Source organism: Marinobacter sp. BSs20148 (genome assembly GCF_000283275.1).
Lineage (GTDB): Bacteria > Pseudomonadota > Gammaproteobacteria > Pseudomonadales > Oleiphilaceae > Marinobacter > Marinobacter psychrophilus.
Map to the genome: position 1 here is coordinate 2,984,954 of NC_018268.1, position 17,929 is coordinate 3,002,882.

Here is a 17,929-nt window from a genome sequence, read left to right on the forward strand (position 1 = left end):
CTTATGTCACTGAGACGCCACTGAAACGAAAATCCAGCTGCGGCGGCCGACCGGCGATAATATCCGCCAGCGCGGCCGCTGACCCGCATGCATGGGTCCATCCCAAAGTACCGTGGCCAGTATTCAGAAACAGATTGCTAATAACGCTCTTACCCACATAGGGCACGCTGGACGGCGTCGATGGCCGCAACCCGCTCCAGTATTCAGCCTGCTCCCAGTGACCCGCCTCGGGCATAACAGCCGCCACTCGGCGCAACACGGCCCGGCAGCGGGTGACATTCAGTCGTCTGGAATAGCCGCTGAACTCTGCAGTACCCGCGATCCGCATACGATCACCCAAACGTGAGTAAACCAGTTTGTACTCATCGTCGGTCAGGCTGACATTGAACGCGGCCTCAGGATTTTTCACCGGCACGGTGATGGAATAGCCCTTGGCTGGATAAATATTCAAAGCCAGTCCCAATTGCCTCGCCAGTGGCGCGCTAAAGCTCCCCAAACTGAGAACCCAAGCGTCTGCGCGCAAATTATGGTGATATCCTTGGGACAGGGTTTCCACCGCATCTATACGCCCGATACCGCGCTCAAACCCAACTACTTCGGTGTTGTATTTGAACACCACACCCGCTTGTTTACAGCGCTCTGCCAGGGCCTGGGTAAATTTACGAGCATCACCGGATTCGTCTTCCTCGGTGTAGGTACCCCCTGCGAGGCGATGCTTCAAGGGCGCTAAAGCGGGCTCCAGTTCGATTGCCCGCGCAGCACTCACCACTTGCCTGTCACACCCCAGCTCGCGCATCTGCCGCGCCGGTTCCAGGGCACTGTCGAATTCTTTCTGGCTGGTGTAGAAGTGCAGAATTCCACGGGTTAGATGGTCGTACTCTAAACCCAGTTCGACCCGCAGTTCCTGTAATTTGCTGCGACTGTAAAGGCCCAGGTTGACCATCTGACGCAGATTGTCAGCCGCCCGTGCAGAGGTGCACTGGCCCAGAAACGCCAGCGCCCAGCGCCACTGGGCAGCATCCAAGCGTGGCCGGAACAGCAGCGGCGCGTCATTACGGTGCAGCCATTTCAGAACCTTCAGCGGCGTCGATGGGTTGGCCCAAGGCTCGGCATGGCACACTGAAACCTGGCCGCCATTGGCGTAACTGGTTTCAAGCCCGGCTGCTGGCTGACGATCTATCACTGTGACCTGGTAACCCTGACGCTGCAAAAACCAGGCACTGGTAACGCCAACCACACCCGCGCCTAAAACCACTACGTGCATACCCGTTCCTGTCGGTTCTTCGTGTTGTTCATTGTTCATTGTTCATTGTCGATTATTGCTTACTGCTTAGTAATGACTGTTTGTTGATGAGCAGGGTCAGCCACCGGAACGTTTTACCTCCCAGCCTTTTTGCATCAGCAATAGCAATAAAATATCTCGTTGGTCACCCTGAATTTCAACAATGCCGTCTTTTAAAGTGCCACCGGTGCCGCATTTGACTTTCAGCTCTTTGGTGTAGGCTTTCAACTCTTTTTCTGCCAAGGGTATGCCGCTAATCAGAGTAACGCCCTTACCTTTGCGGCCTTTGGTTTCGCGACTGACCCGCACGACACCATCACCCAGCGGGCGTTGTTCCCGGCTGCAGCTGCACCGTTCCTGCGGATGACGACACCGGGGGCACATGCGACCCTGATCGGTGGAATAAACCAGTCCACCGTCGTGCTTTTTACTCATTCAGTCCAGCCCGGGCGGATATTTGGTGAACATTTCCTGAACCACTTCGTCGATCAGCTTGCGCCGTGTTTCTGGTGACTGGTTTTCGTTCAGGTAACGCCTGCTGGCTGCACGCCAAATCACCTGGCGGCTTTGCGCATCAGCCAGTTCAATCACCAGTTTACCTTCGTTGACTTCACGCACCGGAGGTGGTGCCGACAGCCCCCAGCCAAAATTACCGGTACCAAACCCGAACCCCAGGCCCAAACCGCTTTGCTCAAGACGCTCTTCCTTTGCAATCTGCCAATTTACCAGCACGTCGGCCTCAGCAGCGCTTACCGGCTTCATAGCCTTGCTTGCCAGCTCACGTTCCAGCGCGCTTTTTACGCGGCTACCGTCGAGCGACATGAAAGAATCGGAGCCGGCATTGTCAGCGTAGGCCCAAGTGTTGTAATCACCAAAAGCCGTGGCTGGATTATAATCCGTCACCACGTTGCTTGCGCAACCGGCCAGAGCCAGCGCGACAACTACACAGGTTACAAAGCGCATTAGTGGGTTCTCCTCAAATTGGCGGCTCATTAGAGTATACGCGCTGCCCGGCGAGCGGGTCAGGTATCGAAATGAAAATTCAGTCCGCGGGAGTTGCAAAAACCAGAAAAATCCTCTGTCGCAGGTTCTGGCACGTCAACAGATACCGCCACTTGCTGGCCATAATTGATCTCGGTAATGGTCGCGTTGTGCCGTTCGCACCAATGCCGCAGAGGTTGTTCATCGGCAAAACCAATCACCGCCAAGGCTAGCTGGCTGGGCTGATGCACCACCCGTTCTACCGCCGACAGTACACTTTCTGCAGCGCCTGCGTAGGCCCGCACCAGGCCGCCTGCGCCCAGTTTTATGCCGCCAAAATAGCGAATGACCAATACCAGTACATCCCCCATGTCTTTGTGCTGAATAACACTGAGTATCGGTTTTCCAGCGGTGCCAGAGGGCTCGCCGTCGTCGTTCATGGCGGCTTCGGCTGCCGAGCCAGGGCGGCCAATCTGATACGCCCAGCAGATATGGCGGGCATCATTATGATCTGCCTGCGCCTTTGCCAGCCATTGATGAACCTCATCACGACTGTTTACCGGAGCCACGCGGGCTATAAACCGGCTCTTTTTAATTTCCGTGACACGCTCCAGATAACCGGCGGGGACGGGGTAGTCTTTTTTCATTCGATTTTGCCTATTTTGCTCTTGACGGTGCTCTGGAGGTTGGTGGTTCCAAATCGAGACATTGCAACGACGCAATTCGGGTTCTCAGAAGCTCAGCTGACCACAAACACTGGTAACTGGACCCTTACCACCAGACCTCCAGCAACCGCGTTGGCGGCGGAGACCTCGCCATCGTGGGCGAAAATTACCTTTTGTGCGATCGCCAGCCCCAGGCCCCATCCCTGGCCACCACGGGATTGGTCGCTGCGGTAGAACGGCTCAAACAGGTGCGCCAGTGCTTCGTCTGGCGCACCTGGGCCGCTGTCGGTGAATTCAATCCATAACCGGTTGTCTGCAACCGTGGCCGCAACCGTCAAGGCTTGCCTTGGTGGCGTATGGTCCAGAGCATTCTGCAGAATATTATCAAAGGCTCGTCGCAACAGCCCGGTATCACCCAGAACCAGCACGTGAGTTGCCTGCTCGCTCGCATTCATTCGGCATTTCACATCCCGTCCACGGGCATACCCTGCTGCGTCTTGCAGCACAGCGCTTAATAGCTCCATAACAGCCACTGGCTGGCACGCAAACTGCTCGCCCTGGGCGGCCAACCGGTAAAGAGTCAACACCTCTTCGGTCATGGCTTCCAGGCGTTCGTTCTGGCGCAGTATGCTGTTTAGCAATGCACCATCGCCACCGCCGTCCAGAGCCAGTTCAATGGCTACCCGCTGCCTTGCCAGTGGCGTGCGCAAATCATGGGAAATATCCCGTAATAATTGCTGCTGGCGATCAAGAAGACCCCACAGCTGTGCCGTCATGGCGTTAAATGCGTTGGCAAGAGCGCCAATCTCATCACTGCGTGAGGCAACCTTGGGGTCAACCCGCAGGCTTTTGTCGCCGGCGGCAATAGCGCGAGCGGTGGCCTCCATGGTTTTTAACGGCTGAGACAGGCGCCGGGCAATCAGCCAGCAGGCCAGGGAAATCAGCACTACCGCAAAGCCGGCGTTAATGAATCTTAAAGACCCAGGGGACAACCAGCCGGCGGTTTTGCCGCGCGGCCAGGCAATCAACTTATAATCCCCTGCCAGTTCAATCACTGCGGGTTTCAAGGCAAACCAATGCGAATCCATGCGTTTATGAACGGAGGCCGGCAGGTTTCGACTATGGCCGGGCTCGCCGGAAGCCTCAGGCGCGGCCAGTATCAGGTGCAGGCCCAGGGTTCGGCCTTGCTGGCGCAAAAACTGGCGGACCGCATCAGCGCCGCCGTTCTGGCTGAGCGCAAGCACTTCCTGGCCTAGTTCATACAGCCCAAGCTGGCGCGTCATCGCCTGCTGTTCTTGTGCCACCAGCAACCGTGACACCAGCTGTCCAGCTCCCAGCGTTAACGCCATGGCCAGCCAAACCATCAAAAAAATGCGCCAAAACAGTGACACCGTAAAACGTCGCTGCGGCTCGGCAGTTTCATCGGCGCCGCTATTGTTTTTGCTATGGACTGGTTTCATGGCACTACCCGGTAGCTATAACCAAGCCCGCGCACGGTTTCGATGCGCGGCGGTTCTTCGTTGCCGAGCTTCTTGCGCAGATTGCTAATGTGCATATCCAGAGTGCGATCGTAAGTTTCAAGACGCCGGCCCAGCGCCCACTGCATTAGATCGGTTTTGCGTACCACACGGCCGGCGTGAGCCAGAAGCACCTGCAGAACTTCGTATTCGGTAGCGGTCAAGTCCAGCGGAGTGCCATTCTGGCGCACCCGCCTGTGGTCGGGCTCAAGGCGCAAATCACCGTAGCTTCGACTGTCGTTCGGTTCCGCTTTCTGGTCCCACGCAATACGGCGCAACAATGCGTGCAAACGTGCCACCAGCTCACGGGGGTTGCAGGGTTTGGCGATATAATCATCGGCACCCACTTCAAAGCCCACAATGCGATCGGTTTCATCACCGTGGGCGGTCAGCAGAATCACTGGCAGATGAGCACTGACACGCAGCTGTCGCAGTACGTCGAGCCCGTTGATATCAGGCAACATAATATCCAGAACTACAATGTCACAGGATTCGCTTCGAGCCAGTGCCAGTCCGTTTTGACCGTTGGCCGCTTCGCGCACAGTGAAGCCTTGGGTAACAAGGTAACGGGCCAGCAACATGCGCAGCTCTTCGTCATCTTCTATTAATAGCACCCGATTTTGCATGCCGTCTTCACTCCGTCTGGAACTGCTCTGGCTTAGCGCAAGTCTACCATGCCCGCACTCACCCAATTTGGCTGGCCGCTAAGGCTTTACAGAACCTTTACCCAACGCTGACAGCGCTTGACACTGCAGTGATTAATATGGAGTCACCTAAACGAAGCCACTAACCCTTAATGGCTTTATCGCAAACCCGTTACCGGAGAAATCACCATGAAAACACCCCAATCTGTTCGCATCGCAGCTGCCTTGATAACCTGCGCATTGCTGTCCGCCGCTCCGCTTGCCATGGCCCAGGGTTTCGAGAAAGTCGCGAACAAATATCAACGGATGCAAGAACAGTGTGAACAAATGACCAGCACCGACATACAGGCCCGGCAGGCGCAACAACAGCAAAAAATGATGGAACGCCGCAACGAAACGGCCGACCGTCTTAAGCTAACAGATGAACAGCGCGGAACCTGGAACGATATGCAAAAAGAGCGTCAGCAACAGATGCAAAAGAAAATGGAGAAACAGCAAAAGCGTTGCGACAAGATGGCTAAATAAATCGCAACGGGTGATCGCCTGGGTGGTTCTGGCGTAAGGTATGTGCAGTGAGTACATCGTCTTACAGGAAATCGAACGTCCATGAACCAGCCAGATAGCCAACCACTAAGCCTGACCTTTGACGGCCCGGCACAAAGCAAGGTCCACATTTGCCGGTCTATCGACGATATTAACGCTGCAGACTGGCAGAGCTTGGCCGGTAGTGATTACCCCTTTGCGCGATACGATTTTCTTCAGGCACTGGAGCACAGTGGTTGCACCAATGCGGCTACGGGCTGGCAGCCCAGCCATCTGGTGATCCACCAGCAGGGTCAGGTTACCGGCATTATTCCAGCATTCTTAAAAAACAATTCCCGTGGCGAATACGTGTTCGATTTTGCCTGGGCCGAAGCCTACCAGCGTCACGGCCAACCTTATTATCCAAAGTTGCTGATGGCCATTCCCTTTACTCCGTCACAGGGGCCGCGGCTGCTGTTAACACCGCAGTTGCGCGAAATTCTGGACAGCGCATCGCTTCATAAGCTGCTTGATACAGCCACCACTGCACTCGGCGCCCATTCCTGGCATTTGCTGTTTCCCAACAGCGCGGATCAAGCGCTGCTTTGCCAGCCGCAAACACCAGACAGCTCGCAATTGCATCGGCTAGGCTGCCAGTTTCACTGGCACAATGCCGGGTACGAAGCCTTTGACAACTTTCTGGCGCTGTTAACATCGCGCAAGCGCAAGTCCATCCGCAAAGAACGCAAACAAGTCAGCGATCAGGGTATTGAGTTTCAGCGTGTCAGCGGCTCAGACATATCTGACCGAGTGCTTGATGGTTTCTACGTGTTCTACCAGGCAACTTATCTTAAGCGCGGCCAGCAGCCCTATCTGAACCGTGACTTTTTCGAGCGTTTGTTCCGCCAGATGCCAGAGCATGTACACATCGTGATCGCTCTCAAACAAGGTGAAATGATCGCCAGCGCGCTGTTCCTAAGCGGCACTGACACCCTTTACGGGCGCTACTGGGGTTGCCTGGACGAGTACAATCATTTGCACTTTGAAACCTGCTATTACCAGGGAATAGAACTGGCCATAGACCTTGGCCTGCAGCATTTTGACGCCGGTGCTCAGGGTGAGCACAAACTGGTGCGGGGTTTTGAACCGTTACTGACCCACTCGTGGCACAGTATAGAGCACCCGGGCTTTCGCGATGCCATTGCAAATTTCGTCGCTGAAGAGCGCGAGGGAGTTCGCCGCTATTTTGAAGAGAGTAAAACATTACTGCCATTTCGCCAGACTGAAAACGACAAAGGCGGCTGATTGCGCAGCCGCCTTTTTGATTTTGCCATTCAACATGAACCAGCGTGCAAAATCAGTCTTTACCAATGCGAAAACCAATTTTCAAACTGACTTGGTAATGGCCCACCTTGCCATCAACAATGTGGCCGCGGGTTTCAACCACTTCAAACCACTCCATATTACGCACGCTTTTACCACATTCGTCCAGTGCGCTCTGAATAGCCTCCTCAATGCTGTTGGGAGATGACCCTACAATTTCAACTTTCTTGTAAACATGCGAGCTGCTCAAAATTGAACCCCTCTTATCCTCATGAATTGACAAGTGCTTTGAGCCTAGAACAGGCTTTCATACAATGCAATTTCACGAGAGCGGATTTTTTACCCGGCTTGCGGCTAAAGCTGGTTAACACACACCTCAAGGGTGTCCGAAATACTGGCGTTAAGTCTGAGCATTGCCAGAGATTCCGCACGGGTTCGGCCCAGGTTCAATGTTGCAATGGGCTTACCCCATTCATGAGCGTAACGGCAAAAGCGGAATCCGGAGTAAACCATCAGTGACGAGCCAATCACCAGTAGGCCATCGCTGGCTTTAAGCGCATCCAGTGCGGCATACACCCGCTGTTTAGGCACGTAATCGCCAAAGAACACCACATCCGGCTTTAAAATACCGCCGCACAGCGGGCAGTCTGCCAACTGGAAGTCTGCAAAATCGATGTCTAAATCGGCATCACCATCCGGCGCTACGTCTGCCGTAAACGCACTGAATTGCGGATTAAGAATCGCACAGCGCTGGTGCACCTCGTCCCTCATACATCGATAATCGCAGCTCATGCATAGCACCTCATCAGCGCGGCCGTGCAAATCGGTTACCGCCTGAGTTCCTGCTTTTTGGTGCAACCTGTCCACATTCTGGGTAACCACCAGCGCACTGTGATTGAGCATTTCAAGTTGGGAAATATGATGGTGAGAGGCATTCGGTGAGGCGTTGCGCATCAGCGGCCAGCCTATCAGGCTGCGGCCCCAGTAACGTTGGCGGGTTTGAACGCTGCCCATAAAGGCCTGATGCTGTACCGGCTGCTTACGTTTCCAGGCGCCGTCGCCATCGCGGTAATCCGGAATACCGGAATCGGTGCTGACACCAGCGCCAGTCAGAATCAACAATCTGGGATGGCGGTGAATATAGTCGGCGAGCATGGCACCAGCCTGTTCGGGCTGATGCGCATTGGGCGTTATATCAGTATCTGGCAGCCGCTGATCAGAGCTAAAGGGGCGGGAACGGTGACGGGTTTCAGACATGCACACTCCGATCAGGAACGATTTTCCAGGCAACTCGCCAGAAGGGCGCGCATTTTCTGGACACCCAGTTTTCGCGTGAGTTCAATATTACGGTCTGGAATGTCATCTACGTTCGGATAGTGCTCAATGGCCACTTCCAGGCTGGCTTCGCGCAGCAGATGCAGCATCGGGTAGGGCGATCGATTGGTGTAGTTCTCGGCATCATCCGGCCCGGTGCCAGCGAACTGATAGTGCGGGTGAAAACTGGCAACCTGGTAAACACCTTCCAGTTCCATAACCGCCAACAGACCGTTGACTTCCTCCAGAAACTCGTTGTACCGGATGAAGTCGCCCAGTGCGTAGGGATGAATCAGCAGCGTGGCTTCCAGATCTGGCTCGTTATCCAGGCGCTGGAGTTCCTGCTGCAGATACTGCAGCAGGAACTCTTCGTTTGTCGCTTCACACACCGTAAAACGCACGCTGCCTTTAGCGAGTTCGCGCTTGGCGAACGGACAAAAGTTTAACCCAACGACGACTGTGTCCACCCAGTTACGGGTAGCGCTAATAATGTCTGACTGGTTCACACCCTATCCTCTTGCATAACCAAGTGCATTAGTTGCCCTTACTCATACGTAACCGCGGCTTCGCAGGTATTCGTCGTAGCTGCCGCTGAAATCGATGACTCCGCTAGCGTCGAGCTCAATAATACGGGTCGCCAGGGACGATACAAACTCCCGGTCGTGGCTCACAAAAATAAGCGTGCCTTCGTAGTTTTCAAGAGCCAGGTTTAGCGCTTCAATCGACTCCATGTCCATGTGGTTGGTAGGTTCGTCCAGCAGCATCACGTTGGGCTGTTGCAAAATCAGTTTGCCAAACAGCATTCGGCCCTGCTCCCCTCCTGACAACACGTGAACAGATTTTTCGATGTCGTCGCTGGAAAACAGCATGCGACCCAATGTGCCGCGAATCACTTGCTCACCGCCGGTGGTCCAGCGTGCCATCCAGTCGTTCAGGTTCATGTCCTGCGCGAAATCTGACGTATGGTCCTGGGCAAAATAGCCAACCTGAGCGCTGTCAGTCCACTTCACCTCACCGCTATCCGGCTGGTAAGCCCCTGTCAGACACTGTAAAAACGTGGTTTTTCCAACGCCATTGGGTCCAATGATCGCAACCCGTTCACCGGCTTCAATTTGCAGATTGAGTTTTTTGAACAGCGGGATGTCGGTAAAACCCTTGGTCAGTTCCTTCAGCGTTAACGCTTGGCGGTGAATCTTCTTACCCGATTCAAAACGGATAAACGGGCTGACACGGCTGGACGGTTTCACATCATCCAGTTGAATCTTGTCGATCTGGCGCGCCCGCGAAGTGGCTTGTTTGGCTTTAGAGGCGTTGGCTGAAAAACGACTAACAAATTGCTGAAGCTCGGCAATTTGGGTCTTTTTCTTGGCGTTTTCTGACAGCATGCGCTCGCGGGCCTGGGTGGCAGCGGTCATGTACTCATCGTAGTTACCCGGGAACAAGCGCAACTCACCGTAATCCAGATCCGCCATGTGGGTGCACACGCTGTTCAGGAAGTGGCGATCGTGCGAAATAATAATCATGGTGCTGTTGCGCGCCACCAGAATGCTTTCCAGCCAACGGATGGTGTTAATGTCCAAGTGGTTAGTGGGCTCATCCAGCAACAACACATCCGGATTTGAAAACAGTGCTTGGGCCAGCAAAACCCGAAGCTTCCAGCCGGGCGCCAGCGCACTCATCGGGCCATCGTGCTGGTTCAGAGGAATGTCCAGGCCCAGCAATAACTCACCCGCGCGGGATTCCGAGGTATAACCATCCATCTCGGCAAATTGCACTTCCAGATCCGCCACGGCCATGCCATCGTCTTCGGTCATCTCTGGCAGCGAATAAATACGGTCGCGCTCTTTCTTCACCGTCCACAATTCTTCGTGACCCATGATCACGGTGTCAATCACCGTGGAGTTCTCGTAGGCGAACTGGTCCTGGTGTAACTTACCCAGGCGAATATTAGGATCGAGCATAATATGCCCGGAGGACGGCTCCAGATCGCCACCCATGATTTTCATCAGCGTCGACTTTCCACAACCGTTGGCACCAATCAGACCATAGCGATTGCCGTTACCAAATTTGGCTGAGACGTTTTCGAACAGGGGCTTGGCCCCGAATTGCATCGTAATGTTAGCAGTAGCGATCAAGGCAGCAACCTGTAGACGTAAGGCCGGTTCCGGCAATTCACCAGTGAATCCGGAGTGGCTGAAAATAGACGACGTATTGTACAGGATTGCGCACAAAATGGTCAGCCAGCATTAACACTGACAAAAAGCTCTTGCCAGAGGCCGCCATGGCGGGCAGCATTCGCCCGTCATCTTTAAACACACAAAATCATTTGAGGAAGCAAAACATGGCACAAGCAACAGCGCGTCACATTCTGGTGGACACCGAAACAAAGTGTGAAGAACTGAAAAAAGACATCGAAGGCGGGCAGGATTTTGCCGAAGTCGCCAAGAAGCACTCATCTTGTCCGTCTGGCCGCAACGGCGGCGACCTGGGCTCCTTCGGCCCCGGCCAGATGGTTCCAGAATTCGACACCGTGGTTTTTAGCGCTGACCTGAACACCGTGCAGGGCCCGGTAAAAACCCAGTTCGGCTATCACCTGCTAGAAGTGACCAGCCGCGGCTGATTTTCTCGCCCGGCGAATCGCTCATGGCTCGCCGGGCGTTTAGTACAAAACGACGCTCCAACATAACGACTATTTCGTAGTGGCCTGGGGTACTAAAAACTGGCCCAGCTGCTCGCCAATGCTCTCTACCGGCTCAATAACCGCTTGCTTCACGCCACTGGATACCACGCGGGTAAAAGCCGCGCCAGCATCGCTTTCCAGAAAGCGTAGATACTGCTCCATTTCCGCACCACTGATATCCTGGTAGGCATACAGGTAACTGTTAAACACCTGTTGCTCCACAACCCCTTTCAAAACCGGACGCTGGCTTTCTATACGCTTTTGAAGAGTTTCGAAGTTCACCGAATCACTGCTGAACGCTGCCATGGTAGACGCTAATCCAAGCTGCACCGCAATGGTGGTATCGACAGCGCTTTGAGTTGCGCGCGAAGCGCGGTTAAAACGCACAAAACTCTTGGCACGATCGGTATTACCGAATCTTTGGGCCAGCTGGTCAGCCTGCGCGCTAATTTGCGGCCACACCGCCGGTGCTGACGCGGCTACTTCGGCTCTTGAGATTTTCTGCGCGACGGGCGTGTTGTACCAGTCAGCCACGGCTTGCAACTGCCCATTACTCAACTCAGCCTGCAGGCGGCCTGCCACCTGCTGCTCTATTTTCTGCGGATTAAAACTGTTGCTAACCACATACCCAACCGCATCGGCGACCATCGGCGGAACCTGCCCCGTCTGCTTAAGGCCATCGCGTATGCCCTGGCTCATCATGGCGGGGTACTGAGCAATAATGTCGTCCATTGGCGAGGCTCTGAGCACCTGCCTGGCGTCCACCGTCTGCTGCTGTTTTGCAGCGGGTGACGTTGCCGCAACAGTAAAGACAGGGCTACCCAGCAGTGCCGCAGACATCAGAAAAACACAAATTTTGTTACCGCCCTTCATACATGCCGCCATCCAAAGATAATGTGGGCTGTTTATGACACGACCAGCGCCCACGCGGCAAGTAAATCCCTGCGCGAGCGGATGACAGTTTGGTAGGGTTAATCGCCGTGCGGCACACCGCAACGAGCATTAATACGTGGTGCTGAACTCCAGGCTAGCCTCAAGAGCTCGTAAGCGGGATACCAGAAAAGCCATTACCAGCCGCACCCGAGCCATTTGCTGGGTGTCCTGATTCACGTGTAGCCATAAATCCACACTTTCACCTTCCAGCGGCTCCGACAGGCGCCGCAATTCACGGGCGTCTTCACCCAGATAGCAGGGCAATACAGCCACCCCCGCGCCACTGCGGGCCAGCGCCACCATTGCCTGCAAGCTATTACAACGAATTACCGAGGTTGCATGTTTCAGGTGGCGACGATACCAGCGCCCGGTAGCCAGCAGGCTGAAAGTTTCATCGGGGATAATCCAGCGCAGCTGTTCCGGCCGCTGGTCAAGATCGAAACCGCGGTTACGGCGACAGTATCCCGGGGTGGCATACACAGCGTATTCCATCGCCGCAATGCGCTCACCCTCCCATGTCGCCTGGGGTTTGTTTTCCGAGCGCAGGGTCAAATCGGCTTCGCGATGGCTTAAATTGCTGACGTCGTTGTCGGTCAGAACTTCCAGTTCGATGTCTGGGTACTTTATAAGCAAGCTCGCCAGAATCGGCGCTAACAGCTCAGTCATCAGCGTGTCCGGGGTGGCGATGCGTATCTTGCCCTCAAGCGCAGTTGTTTCCTGGCGCAGTTTGCGCTCCAGGTTTTCTATTTCCGCCGCCAGTTTTTCAGCCTCGTGAAAAGCCATTTCACCGGCAGCCGTCAGCTTCAAACCTTCGCGGCTGCGCTCGAAAAACCGAACTGCCAGGGCCTCCTCCATATGGTCAAGCCGACGCAACACCGTGGTTTGGTGCACACCCAGTATTTCTCCGGCTTTGGCGAGCGTTCCACCTATTGCCAAAGCGCGTACGTATCGTAGATAATCCCAATCCATAAATCACTGCATATTTGCAACGTGGATAGGGATTATAACGTATTTATACTGCGAATATGGATCTATATAGTTAACTATATATTCGGCAAACACCCGAAACCCACTGTTGAGAAATTTCTTTAAGGAGGAAAGCATTATGGTCACCAAACCAGCCGCAACCGTTCACCAGCTGCCGTCATCTATCCTCCACAACAGTGGCGCTGTCCGGAGCCAGTACACGCGTGAAGCCAGCCGTCTCATGGTTCAGTTGATCGTACGCAAATTTCGCTCCTGGAACAAAAGAGCGGTGGCTGTGGCTAACGACATCGGCCAGGTGCAGGGCGGCCACTAAGCCAACCTGAAAATCAAAAAAACGCCGGCAAGCGCTAAGCTCCCGGCGTTTTTTGTGGATGGAATTTATTAATCGAAAACCCAATTGAAAAAAAGCACCCATGAGACCCAGTCGCGTGCCATAGTCTATAGTGACTGACGAAGCGCATAACTCGAACCAACTATAATAAAAGGAAGAAATTGCCATGAGACTTTCACGCAGAGCGTCTTACACCACGGCCGCCTGGGCCTTCATAATGATTGGCTCAACCGCGTTTTTCCTGTCCAGCTATTTTGGATTTATGGGCTTTTAAGCCCACATTGAACCAGTGTTGCCGCTCCGCCCTAATCAAGTCAGTGCCAAACTGAATACGCAACTGAAGCTCGTTCAGCATTTGCCTTACGAAGCGGGGATGGCAAATAACGCACAGGCAGCGCTGGGTGAGCCAAGAGCCGCCCTATGGGCGTCACGATTTTGTAAGTGCAGGCTCATACCGCCTTTCGCACCCTGCCCTGCCACGAGGAAATACTGTACACAATCAGCGCCAGCCAGATCACCATAAAACTTGTTAACTGAATAGGGCTTAAAGGCTCGTTGAAAACCAACAGGGCGATTACGAACTGCAACGTCGGGTTTATGTACATCAGAAAGCCAACAGTCGCTAACCTCAGGCGTCGCGCGGCGCCGGCGAATAGCAGCAGGGGAATGGCCGTCAACACGCCGCTGGCCATCAACAAGCTGCCCGTGGGCAAATCCCGGGTAAAGTTCGAAGCGCCCGATGTCGCCAGCCAGCCAAAGGTCATTAAGCCCAAGGGCAGTAGCAGAAGGGTTTCCACAAATAAACCGGACAAACCGTCTAGTTGAATCTGCTTGCGCAGAAGCCCATACACGCCAAAACTGAATGCCAACACCAAGCTAATCCAGGGTAGCTCGCCCAGCATCAGTAACTGGAGCACGATGCCAAAGCCCGCAATAGCGACCGCTGCCATCTGCCAACGCCCCATCTGTTCGCGCAACACCACCATGCCTAAGGCTACATTCACCAGCGGCGTCAGAAAATAGCCCAGGCTAGCCTGCAACACGTGGCGGGTTTCAACGGCGTATATGTACACGCCCCAGTTAAGCGCGATAAGCAGCGCGCAGCCCAACACCCGCCAAAGTTGTCGCGGACTGGCAAAAGCGTCTTTTACAGGTTGCCAGCGCCTTAACCCGGAAATCAGGATGGCCAGAAACACACAGGACCAGATAATTCGATGCACCAGAATCTCAAGCGCCGGCACGCCCTGAAACAGCGCAAAAAATAGCGGGAATGAACCCCAAATAGTGTAGGCGCACACGCCATACCAAACGCCTTTGGTCTGTTCGGGCACTGAGCTCTCCGCTGTGAAACAGGCGATAAAGAAACGTCGGGCCCTGCGCCCGTGGCGCAGCCCGAAGTGCAGGATCTATGATCAGTAAAATCAGAGATTAACGGATTATTTGCTGCTCAGTATCGCGAGCAACATTTGCGCCTGCTCGATCGCTTCGCTACCCAATGCGGTCAGGTAGCCGCCGTCGTCGCGGGTAATCAGACCTTTACTGAACAAGCGCTCTGCCGCCGAAACCAGCTCTGGGTCGGCCTCATTGCGATGTACTTTGATACCTTCCTGGGCGGACGAAGAATCGAACTGGGTTAAAAGATTCAGCTCAGCCAGGTGATCTGCAGAGAATGCCATGTAATTTCCTCGTATAATGTCAGATGTCCGGCTTCGCGCCGGTTGTTACAGTCTATACCATGAGCGCCATGAAACTTTCCCGTATTGTTAGCAACCAACCCGATATAAGCCGCAAACAAGCGAATTGGTTGATTGCTACCGGCCAAGTGCACGTTAACGACCTGAGTTGCCGTAGGGCAGACGCCGATGTGGACGAATTTGCGGCTGTCAGCGTCAACGGACAAACCATACAGCAGGGCCATCGCGCCCACTATATTATGCTGCACAAACCCGCAGGTTATCTTAGCGCTACCGAAGATGATACGCACCCTACGGTTCTGCAATTGTTGCCTCCTGCTTTAAGCCAGTGCCTGCACATTGCCGGCCGGCTGGATCGCGCCACTACCGGCCTGATGATACTGACCAACAACGGCACCTGGTCACGGCAATTAACGCTGCCCGGCATGGGCATTGCCAAGGTTTATCGGGTAACAACCGCCTACCCGATTGGGCCAGACACGCCGCTGCGCTTTGCTGAGGGTATCTGGTTCGAATACGAGCAGCTCACCACAGCCCCCGCAATTCTTGAATTGCTGGAACCAACACTGGCAAGGCTGACTATTTATGAAGGCCGTTATCACCAGGTAAAGCGCATGTTCCACGCCGTAGGCAATCGGGTCAATGCGCTACACCGGGAACAAATTGGCCACTTGCAATTAAACAGCGATTTAGCCGAAGGTCACTTCAGAATGCTGACGGGTTCAGAGATTGAAGGGCTGAATCGGTATTACACTTGAGGAATAACCCTTGTTGAAGCGATATACTCCATAGCCATGAAATACGCTCACACGTTTTGCTCTCCGCTTCTCGCACTTTTTCTGGCATTTGCCAGCAGCGCGACCTGTGGCGACACCATCAAACGTATTGTACACAGCGACGGCAGCGTGGAGTTTTCCAATGTAAAAAACGACAGCCCGCTGGCTTCGGATGGCGCAGCCACGGTGTACCGTTATCAAGACAAATACGGCGTGGTGTCCTACAGCGGCGAACGCCCGGCGAACGCCAAGTTTTCAGTGATTCGCTTTCACTGCTTTGCCTGTGATCCCTCGTCTACGGTGAATTGGGACACCACGCCGCTGTTTGCATCCCGCTACAATGAACAGATCGAGACGGCGGCCAAAGAGTTCAATGTAGATCCCGCCCTCGTTCGCGCCGTTATTCACGCCGAGTCGGCATTTAATCCCAAGGCTCTGTCACCCAAAGGGGCACAGGGGCTTATGCAGCTAATGCCCGCCACTGCAAACGAGCTGGGGGTGGTCAACGCCATGGTTGCCGAAGACAACATTCGCGGTGGTGCAAATTATCTGGCGCAAATGCTGGCTCGCTTTCGGGGCGACACCAAGCTGGCCACCGCAGCCTACAACGCCGGCCCCGGAGCCGTTAGCCGCCACAATGGCATTCCGCCCTACGCAGAAACTCGGGCTTACGTAAAACGAGTGGGTATTCTGTACCGCCGTTACGCCGCGCTTTAACGCGCTTTGTCCAAAACCCGCCAAGCCCATAGCCCCTTCACCCAAAAGCCAGCCAAACACCCACCAGCATCATCAGGCTGCCTGAAATTCGATTGGCCAGCCGTACTTTATCACCACTGCGCAGAGCCCGGCGCAAGGTACGGCCGCCATTGGCATACAGCAACAAGCACAAAAATTCCATGCTCAGAATAATCAGTATCAGGGCCGTAAGCTGCGGTGCCATTGGCAGTGAGCTGTCTATAAACGGCGGCAGCAAAACCACCAGAAACGCCCAGCCTTTAGGGTTGGCAATAGCGGTTATAAAACCCTGCATAGCCAACTGCCAGCGGGTGCTGCTCGGCAATATCGCGCCTTCTTCCGGCATCGCCATTTTGCCGCGGGAACGCCACAGTTGTACGCCCAACCATATCAAATAGGCACCGCCCGCGACTTTGGCAACTTCAAACACCGTGGGATAACCCAGCATAAATGTAGCCACGCCTACAGCAGACGCAATGGCCACAATACCAACGCCCAGCAGTTCGCCGATCATCATCCACAACGCCCGGCGCACACCCACAGTAATGCCCAGCGACAACGCCAGGGTCATGCACATGCCGGGGGTGATAGACACCACAAAAAAGGTGGGCAGAAACACCGACAACAACGCCAAATTCAAAACCGACATAACCATCCTCAAACGTTTGCAGCGACGCTGCACATAAATTTCCCGGCATAACGCCGCTACAGCAACACGCTGACAATGCCCACACTGCTAACGATGAACAGCACAATGCCCAGCAGACGGAAAAACACAGGCGTTTCGGCTTTCAAAATACGGTCGTGAAAGCGCAGCCCTATCACATGTCCGATGGCAGCGCAGGGCAACAGCCACAGATGGTGAATCAGCTGCAGATCCAGCCCAACCCAGATAAACGCAGCCAGTTTGATCAGCACTAGAATGAACCAGAGACCAAACAAGGTGTCACGCAGCTTTTCCCGGGGCAGATGCTGCGCCGCTACCGCAATAATCAACGGTGCGCCGATCAGCGAGGTACCGCTGATGTAACCACCGGCCATCAGCAAACCCACGTCCACCGCTTTGCTGTTGCTGCGAAAAGGCCGGTTGAGGATATAAGACACCGAATAAATCGCAACAATCACAAATATGATGGAGCTAAGCACATTCGCTGGCAGCGTAAACAGCCCAAACACGCCAATCAGTTTGGGCACCAGCATAATGCGAAGCATACGCCACAGGTACGGCCAATCCACCGTGCTTTCCCGCGCTGTTACAACTGCACCCGGCCCAAAGCCGGTTAATGTCTGGTCGCTTTTATCTCCCTTATAGCTTTGACTGCGGCGGTTGTTCATCCAAATGGTGAGTGATGAAAACACCAGCAGTTGAACGGCTATGATCGGCAAAAAAACCAGTGGGGCGTCTTTTACCAGCAGCAAAAACGGCAACGACAATACAGCCCCACCGAAGCCCAATCCGGAGCGTACAAAACCGCTCCAAATGAAGATTAGCGCAATCAAACCGTACTGAATTAGAGAAAGATCTGACATAACGTCCTGAGCGGT

General features: G+C 54.4%; 22 protein-coding genes. 6 read left to right on the forward strand and 16 right to left on the reverse strand.

The features are described 5' to 3' along the window. Nucleotide 1 precedes the first annotated feature (1 nt). The 6 genes from MRBBS_RS13540 to MRBBS_RS13565 form a co-directional block, all read right to left on the reverse strand. Nucleotides 2-1,264, reverse strand: a complete 1,263-nt coding sequence (locus tag MRBBS_RS13540; protein ID WP_014872101.1) for a D-amino acid dehydrogenase — start codon at nucleotides 1,262-1,264, stop codon at nucleotides 2-4. Nucleotides 1,265-1,360: 96 nt separating this feature from the next. Further along, on the reverse strand, nucleotides 1,361-1,717 hold the full coding sequence (locus MRBBS_RS13545) for a translation initiation factor Sui1 (RefSeq protein ID WP_041635300.1): 357 nt from the start codon (nucleotides 1,715-1,717) through the stop codon (nucleotides 1,361-1,363). Next, nucleotides 1,718-2,245 carry a DUF4136 domain-containing protein gene (locus MRBBS_RS13550; RefSeq protein ID WP_014872103.1) on the reverse strand — a complete coding sequence of 176 codons (528 nt, stop codon included), beginning with the start codon at nucleotides 2,243-2,245 and terminating at the stop codon, nucleotides 1,718-1,720. A 59-nt stretch (nucleotides 2,246-2,304) separates the two neighbouring features. After that, on the reverse strand, nucleotides 2,305-2,910 hold the full coding sequence (locus MRBBS_RS13555; RefSeq protein ID WP_014872104.1) for a YigZ family protein: 606 nt from the start codon (nucleotides 2,908-2,910) through the stop codon (nucleotides 2,305-2,307). Between the two features lie 92 nt (nucleotides 2,911-3,002). Further along, entirely contained in the window at nucleotides 3,003-4,388 is a 1,386-nt protein-coding gene (locus MRBBS_RS13560; protein ID WP_014872105.1) for a sensor histidine kinase, read from the reverse strand. Further along, entirely contained in the window at nucleotides 4,385-5,071 is a 687-nt protein-coding gene (locus MRBBS_RS13565; RefSeq protein ID WP_014872106.1) for a response regulator transcription factor, read from the reverse strand. The genes MRBBS_RS13560 and MRBBS_RS13565 overlap by 4 nt, the downstream gene beginning before the upstream one ends. Nucleotides 5,072-5,278: 207 nt before the next feature. On the opposite strand from MRBBS_RS13565, the gene MRBBS_RS13570 reads away from it, so the two are divergent. Together MRBBS_RS13570 and MRBBS_RS13575 are read left to right on the forward strand one after the other, a co-directional pair. Continuing rightward, complete coding sequence (locus tag MRBBS_RS13570) at nucleotides 5,279-5,614, forward strand: hypothetical protein (protein WP_014872107.1); 336 nt, start codon at nucleotides 5,279-5,281, stop codon at nucleotides 5,612-5,614. Nucleotides 5,615-5,695: 81 nt separating this feature from the next. After that, on the forward strand, nucleotides 5,696-6,916 hold the full coding sequence (locus tag MRBBS_RS13575; RefSeq protein ID WP_014872108.1) for a GNAT family N-acetyltransferase: 1,221 nt from the start codon (nucleotides 5,696-5,698) through the stop codon (nucleotides 6,914-6,916). A gap of 52 nt (nucleotides 6,917-6,968) precedes the next feature. On the opposite strand, the gene MRBBS_RS13580 is transcribed toward MRBBS_RS13575, so the two are convergent. From MRBBS_RS13580 to MRBBS_RS13595, 4 genes are all read right to left on the reverse strand, one after another. Next, on the reverse strand, nucleotides 6,969-7,184 hold the full coding sequence (locus MRBBS_RS13580) for a dodecin (protein WP_014872109.1): 216 nt from the start codon (nucleotides 7,182-7,184) through the stop codon (nucleotides 6,969-6,971). A 104-nt stretch (nucleotides 7,185-7,288) separates the two neighbouring features. Further along, nucleotides 7,289-8,191, reverse strand: coding sequence for an NAD-dependent protein deacetylase (locus tag MRBBS_RS13585; protein WP_014872110.1), 903 nt, complete (start codon nucleotides 8,189-8,191; stop codon nucleotides 7,289-7,291). A gap of 11 nt (nucleotides 8,192-8,202) precedes the next feature. Then, entirely contained in the window at nucleotides 8,203-8,754 is a 552-nt protein-coding gene (locus MRBBS_RS13590; RefSeq protein ID WP_014872111.1) for a DUF1415 domain-containing protein, read from the reverse strand. 42 nt (nucleotides 8,755-8,796) lie between these two features. Further along, the gene (locus MRBBS_RS13595; protein WP_041635639.1) at nucleotides 8,797-10,383 is read right to left on the reverse strand and encodes an ABC-F family ATPase; all 1,587 of its coding nucleotides are present in this window, start codon (nucleotides 10,381-10,383) and stop codon (nucleotides 8,797-8,799) included. A 206-nt stretch (nucleotides 10,384-10,589) separates the two neighbouring features. Between MRBBS_RS13595 and MRBBS_RS13600 the strand changes: the two genes are divergently transcribed. After that, nucleotides 10,590-10,868, forward strand: coding sequence for a peptidylprolyl isomerase (locus tag MRBBS_RS13600; RefSeq protein ID WP_014872114.1), 279 nt, complete (start codon nucleotides 10,590-10,592; stop codon nucleotides 10,866-10,868). 69 nt (nucleotides 10,869-10,937) lie between these two features. On the opposite strand, the gene MRBBS_RS13605 is transcribed toward MRBBS_RS13600, so the two are convergent. Both MRBBS_RS13605 and MRBBS_RS13610 read right to left on the reverse strand, forming a co-directional pair. Continuing rightward, a complete protein-coding gene (locus tag MRBBS_RS13605; RefSeq protein WP_014872115.1) occupies nucleotides 10,938-11,801 on the reverse strand; it encodes a DUF2059 domain-containing protein in 864 nt (287 codons plus the stop codon). Between the two features lie 129 nt (nucleotides 11,802-11,930). Further along, nucleotides 11,931-12,830: a LysR family transcriptional regulator gene (locus MRBBS_RS13610; RefSeq protein WP_014872116.1), complete on the reverse strand. Its 900-nt coding sequence runs from the start codon at nucleotides 12,828-12,830 to the stop codon at nucleotides 11,931-11,933. Nucleotides 12,831-12,966: 136 nt separating this feature from the next. Between MRBBS_RS13610 and MRBBS_RS13615 the strand changes: the two genes are divergently transcribed. Continuing rightward, nucleotides 12,967-13,161 carry a hypothetical protein gene (locus MRBBS_RS13615; RefSeq protein WP_014872117.1) on the forward strand — a complete coding sequence of 65 codons (195 nt, stop codon included), beginning with the start codon at nucleotides 12,967-12,969 and terminating at the stop codon, nucleotides 13,159-13,161. Between the two features lie 467 nt (nucleotides 13,162-13,628). On the opposite strand, the gene rarD is transcribed toward MRBBS_RS13615, so the two are convergent. Both rarD and MRBBS_RS13625 read right to left on the reverse strand, forming a co-directional pair. Next, the gene (gene rarD / locus MRBBS_RS13620) at nucleotides 13,629-14,510 is read right to left on the reverse strand and encodes an EamA family transporter RarD (protein ID WP_014872119.1); all 882 of its coding nucleotides are present in this window, start codon (nucleotides 14,508-14,510) and stop codon (nucleotides 13,629-13,631) included. A 105-nt stretch (nucleotides 14,511-14,615) separates the two neighbouring features. Then, the gene (locus tag MRBBS_RS13625; protein WP_014872120.1) at nucleotides 14,616-14,855 is read right to left on the reverse strand and encodes a TIGR02647 family protein; all 240 of its coding nucleotides are present in this window, start codon (nucleotides 14,853-14,855) and stop codon (nucleotides 14,616-14,618) included. Nucleotides 14,856-14,923: 68 nt separating this feature from the next. Between MRBBS_RS13625 and MRBBS_RS13630 the strand changes: the two genes are divergently transcribed. Then, the gene (locus MRBBS_RS13630; protein ID WP_014872121.1) at nucleotides 14,924-15,631 is read left to right on the forward strand and encodes a pseudouridine synthase; all 708 of its coding nucleotides are present in this window, start codon (nucleotides 14,924-14,926) and stop codon (nucleotides 15,629-15,631) included. Nucleotides 15,632-15,667: 36 nt separating this feature from the next. Further along, on the forward strand, nucleotides 15,668-16,366 hold the full coding sequence (locus MRBBS_RS13635; RefSeq protein WP_014872122.1) for a lytic transglycosylase domain-containing protein: 699 nt from the start codon (nucleotides 15,668-15,670) through the stop codon (nucleotides 16,364-16,366). Nucleotides 16,367-16,403: 37 nt separating this feature from the next. Here the strand turns inward: MRBBS_RS13635 and MRBBS_RS13640 are convergent, their stop codons facing one another. Both MRBBS_RS13640 and MRBBS_RS13645 read right to left on the reverse strand, forming a co-directional pair. Continuing rightward, nucleotides 16,404-17,033: a LysE family translocator gene (locus MRBBS_RS13640; protein ID WP_014872123.1), complete on the reverse strand. Its 630-nt coding sequence runs from the start codon at nucleotides 17,031-17,033 to the stop codon at nucleotides 16,404-16,406. 56 nt (nucleotides 17,034-17,089) lie between these two features. Continuing rightward, entirely contained in the window at nucleotides 17,090-17,914 is an 825-nt protein-coding gene (locus MRBBS_RS13645; RefSeq protein WP_041635640.1) for a sulfite exporter TauE/SafE family protein, read from the reverse strand. Nucleotides 17,915-17,929 lie beyond the last annotated feature (15 nt).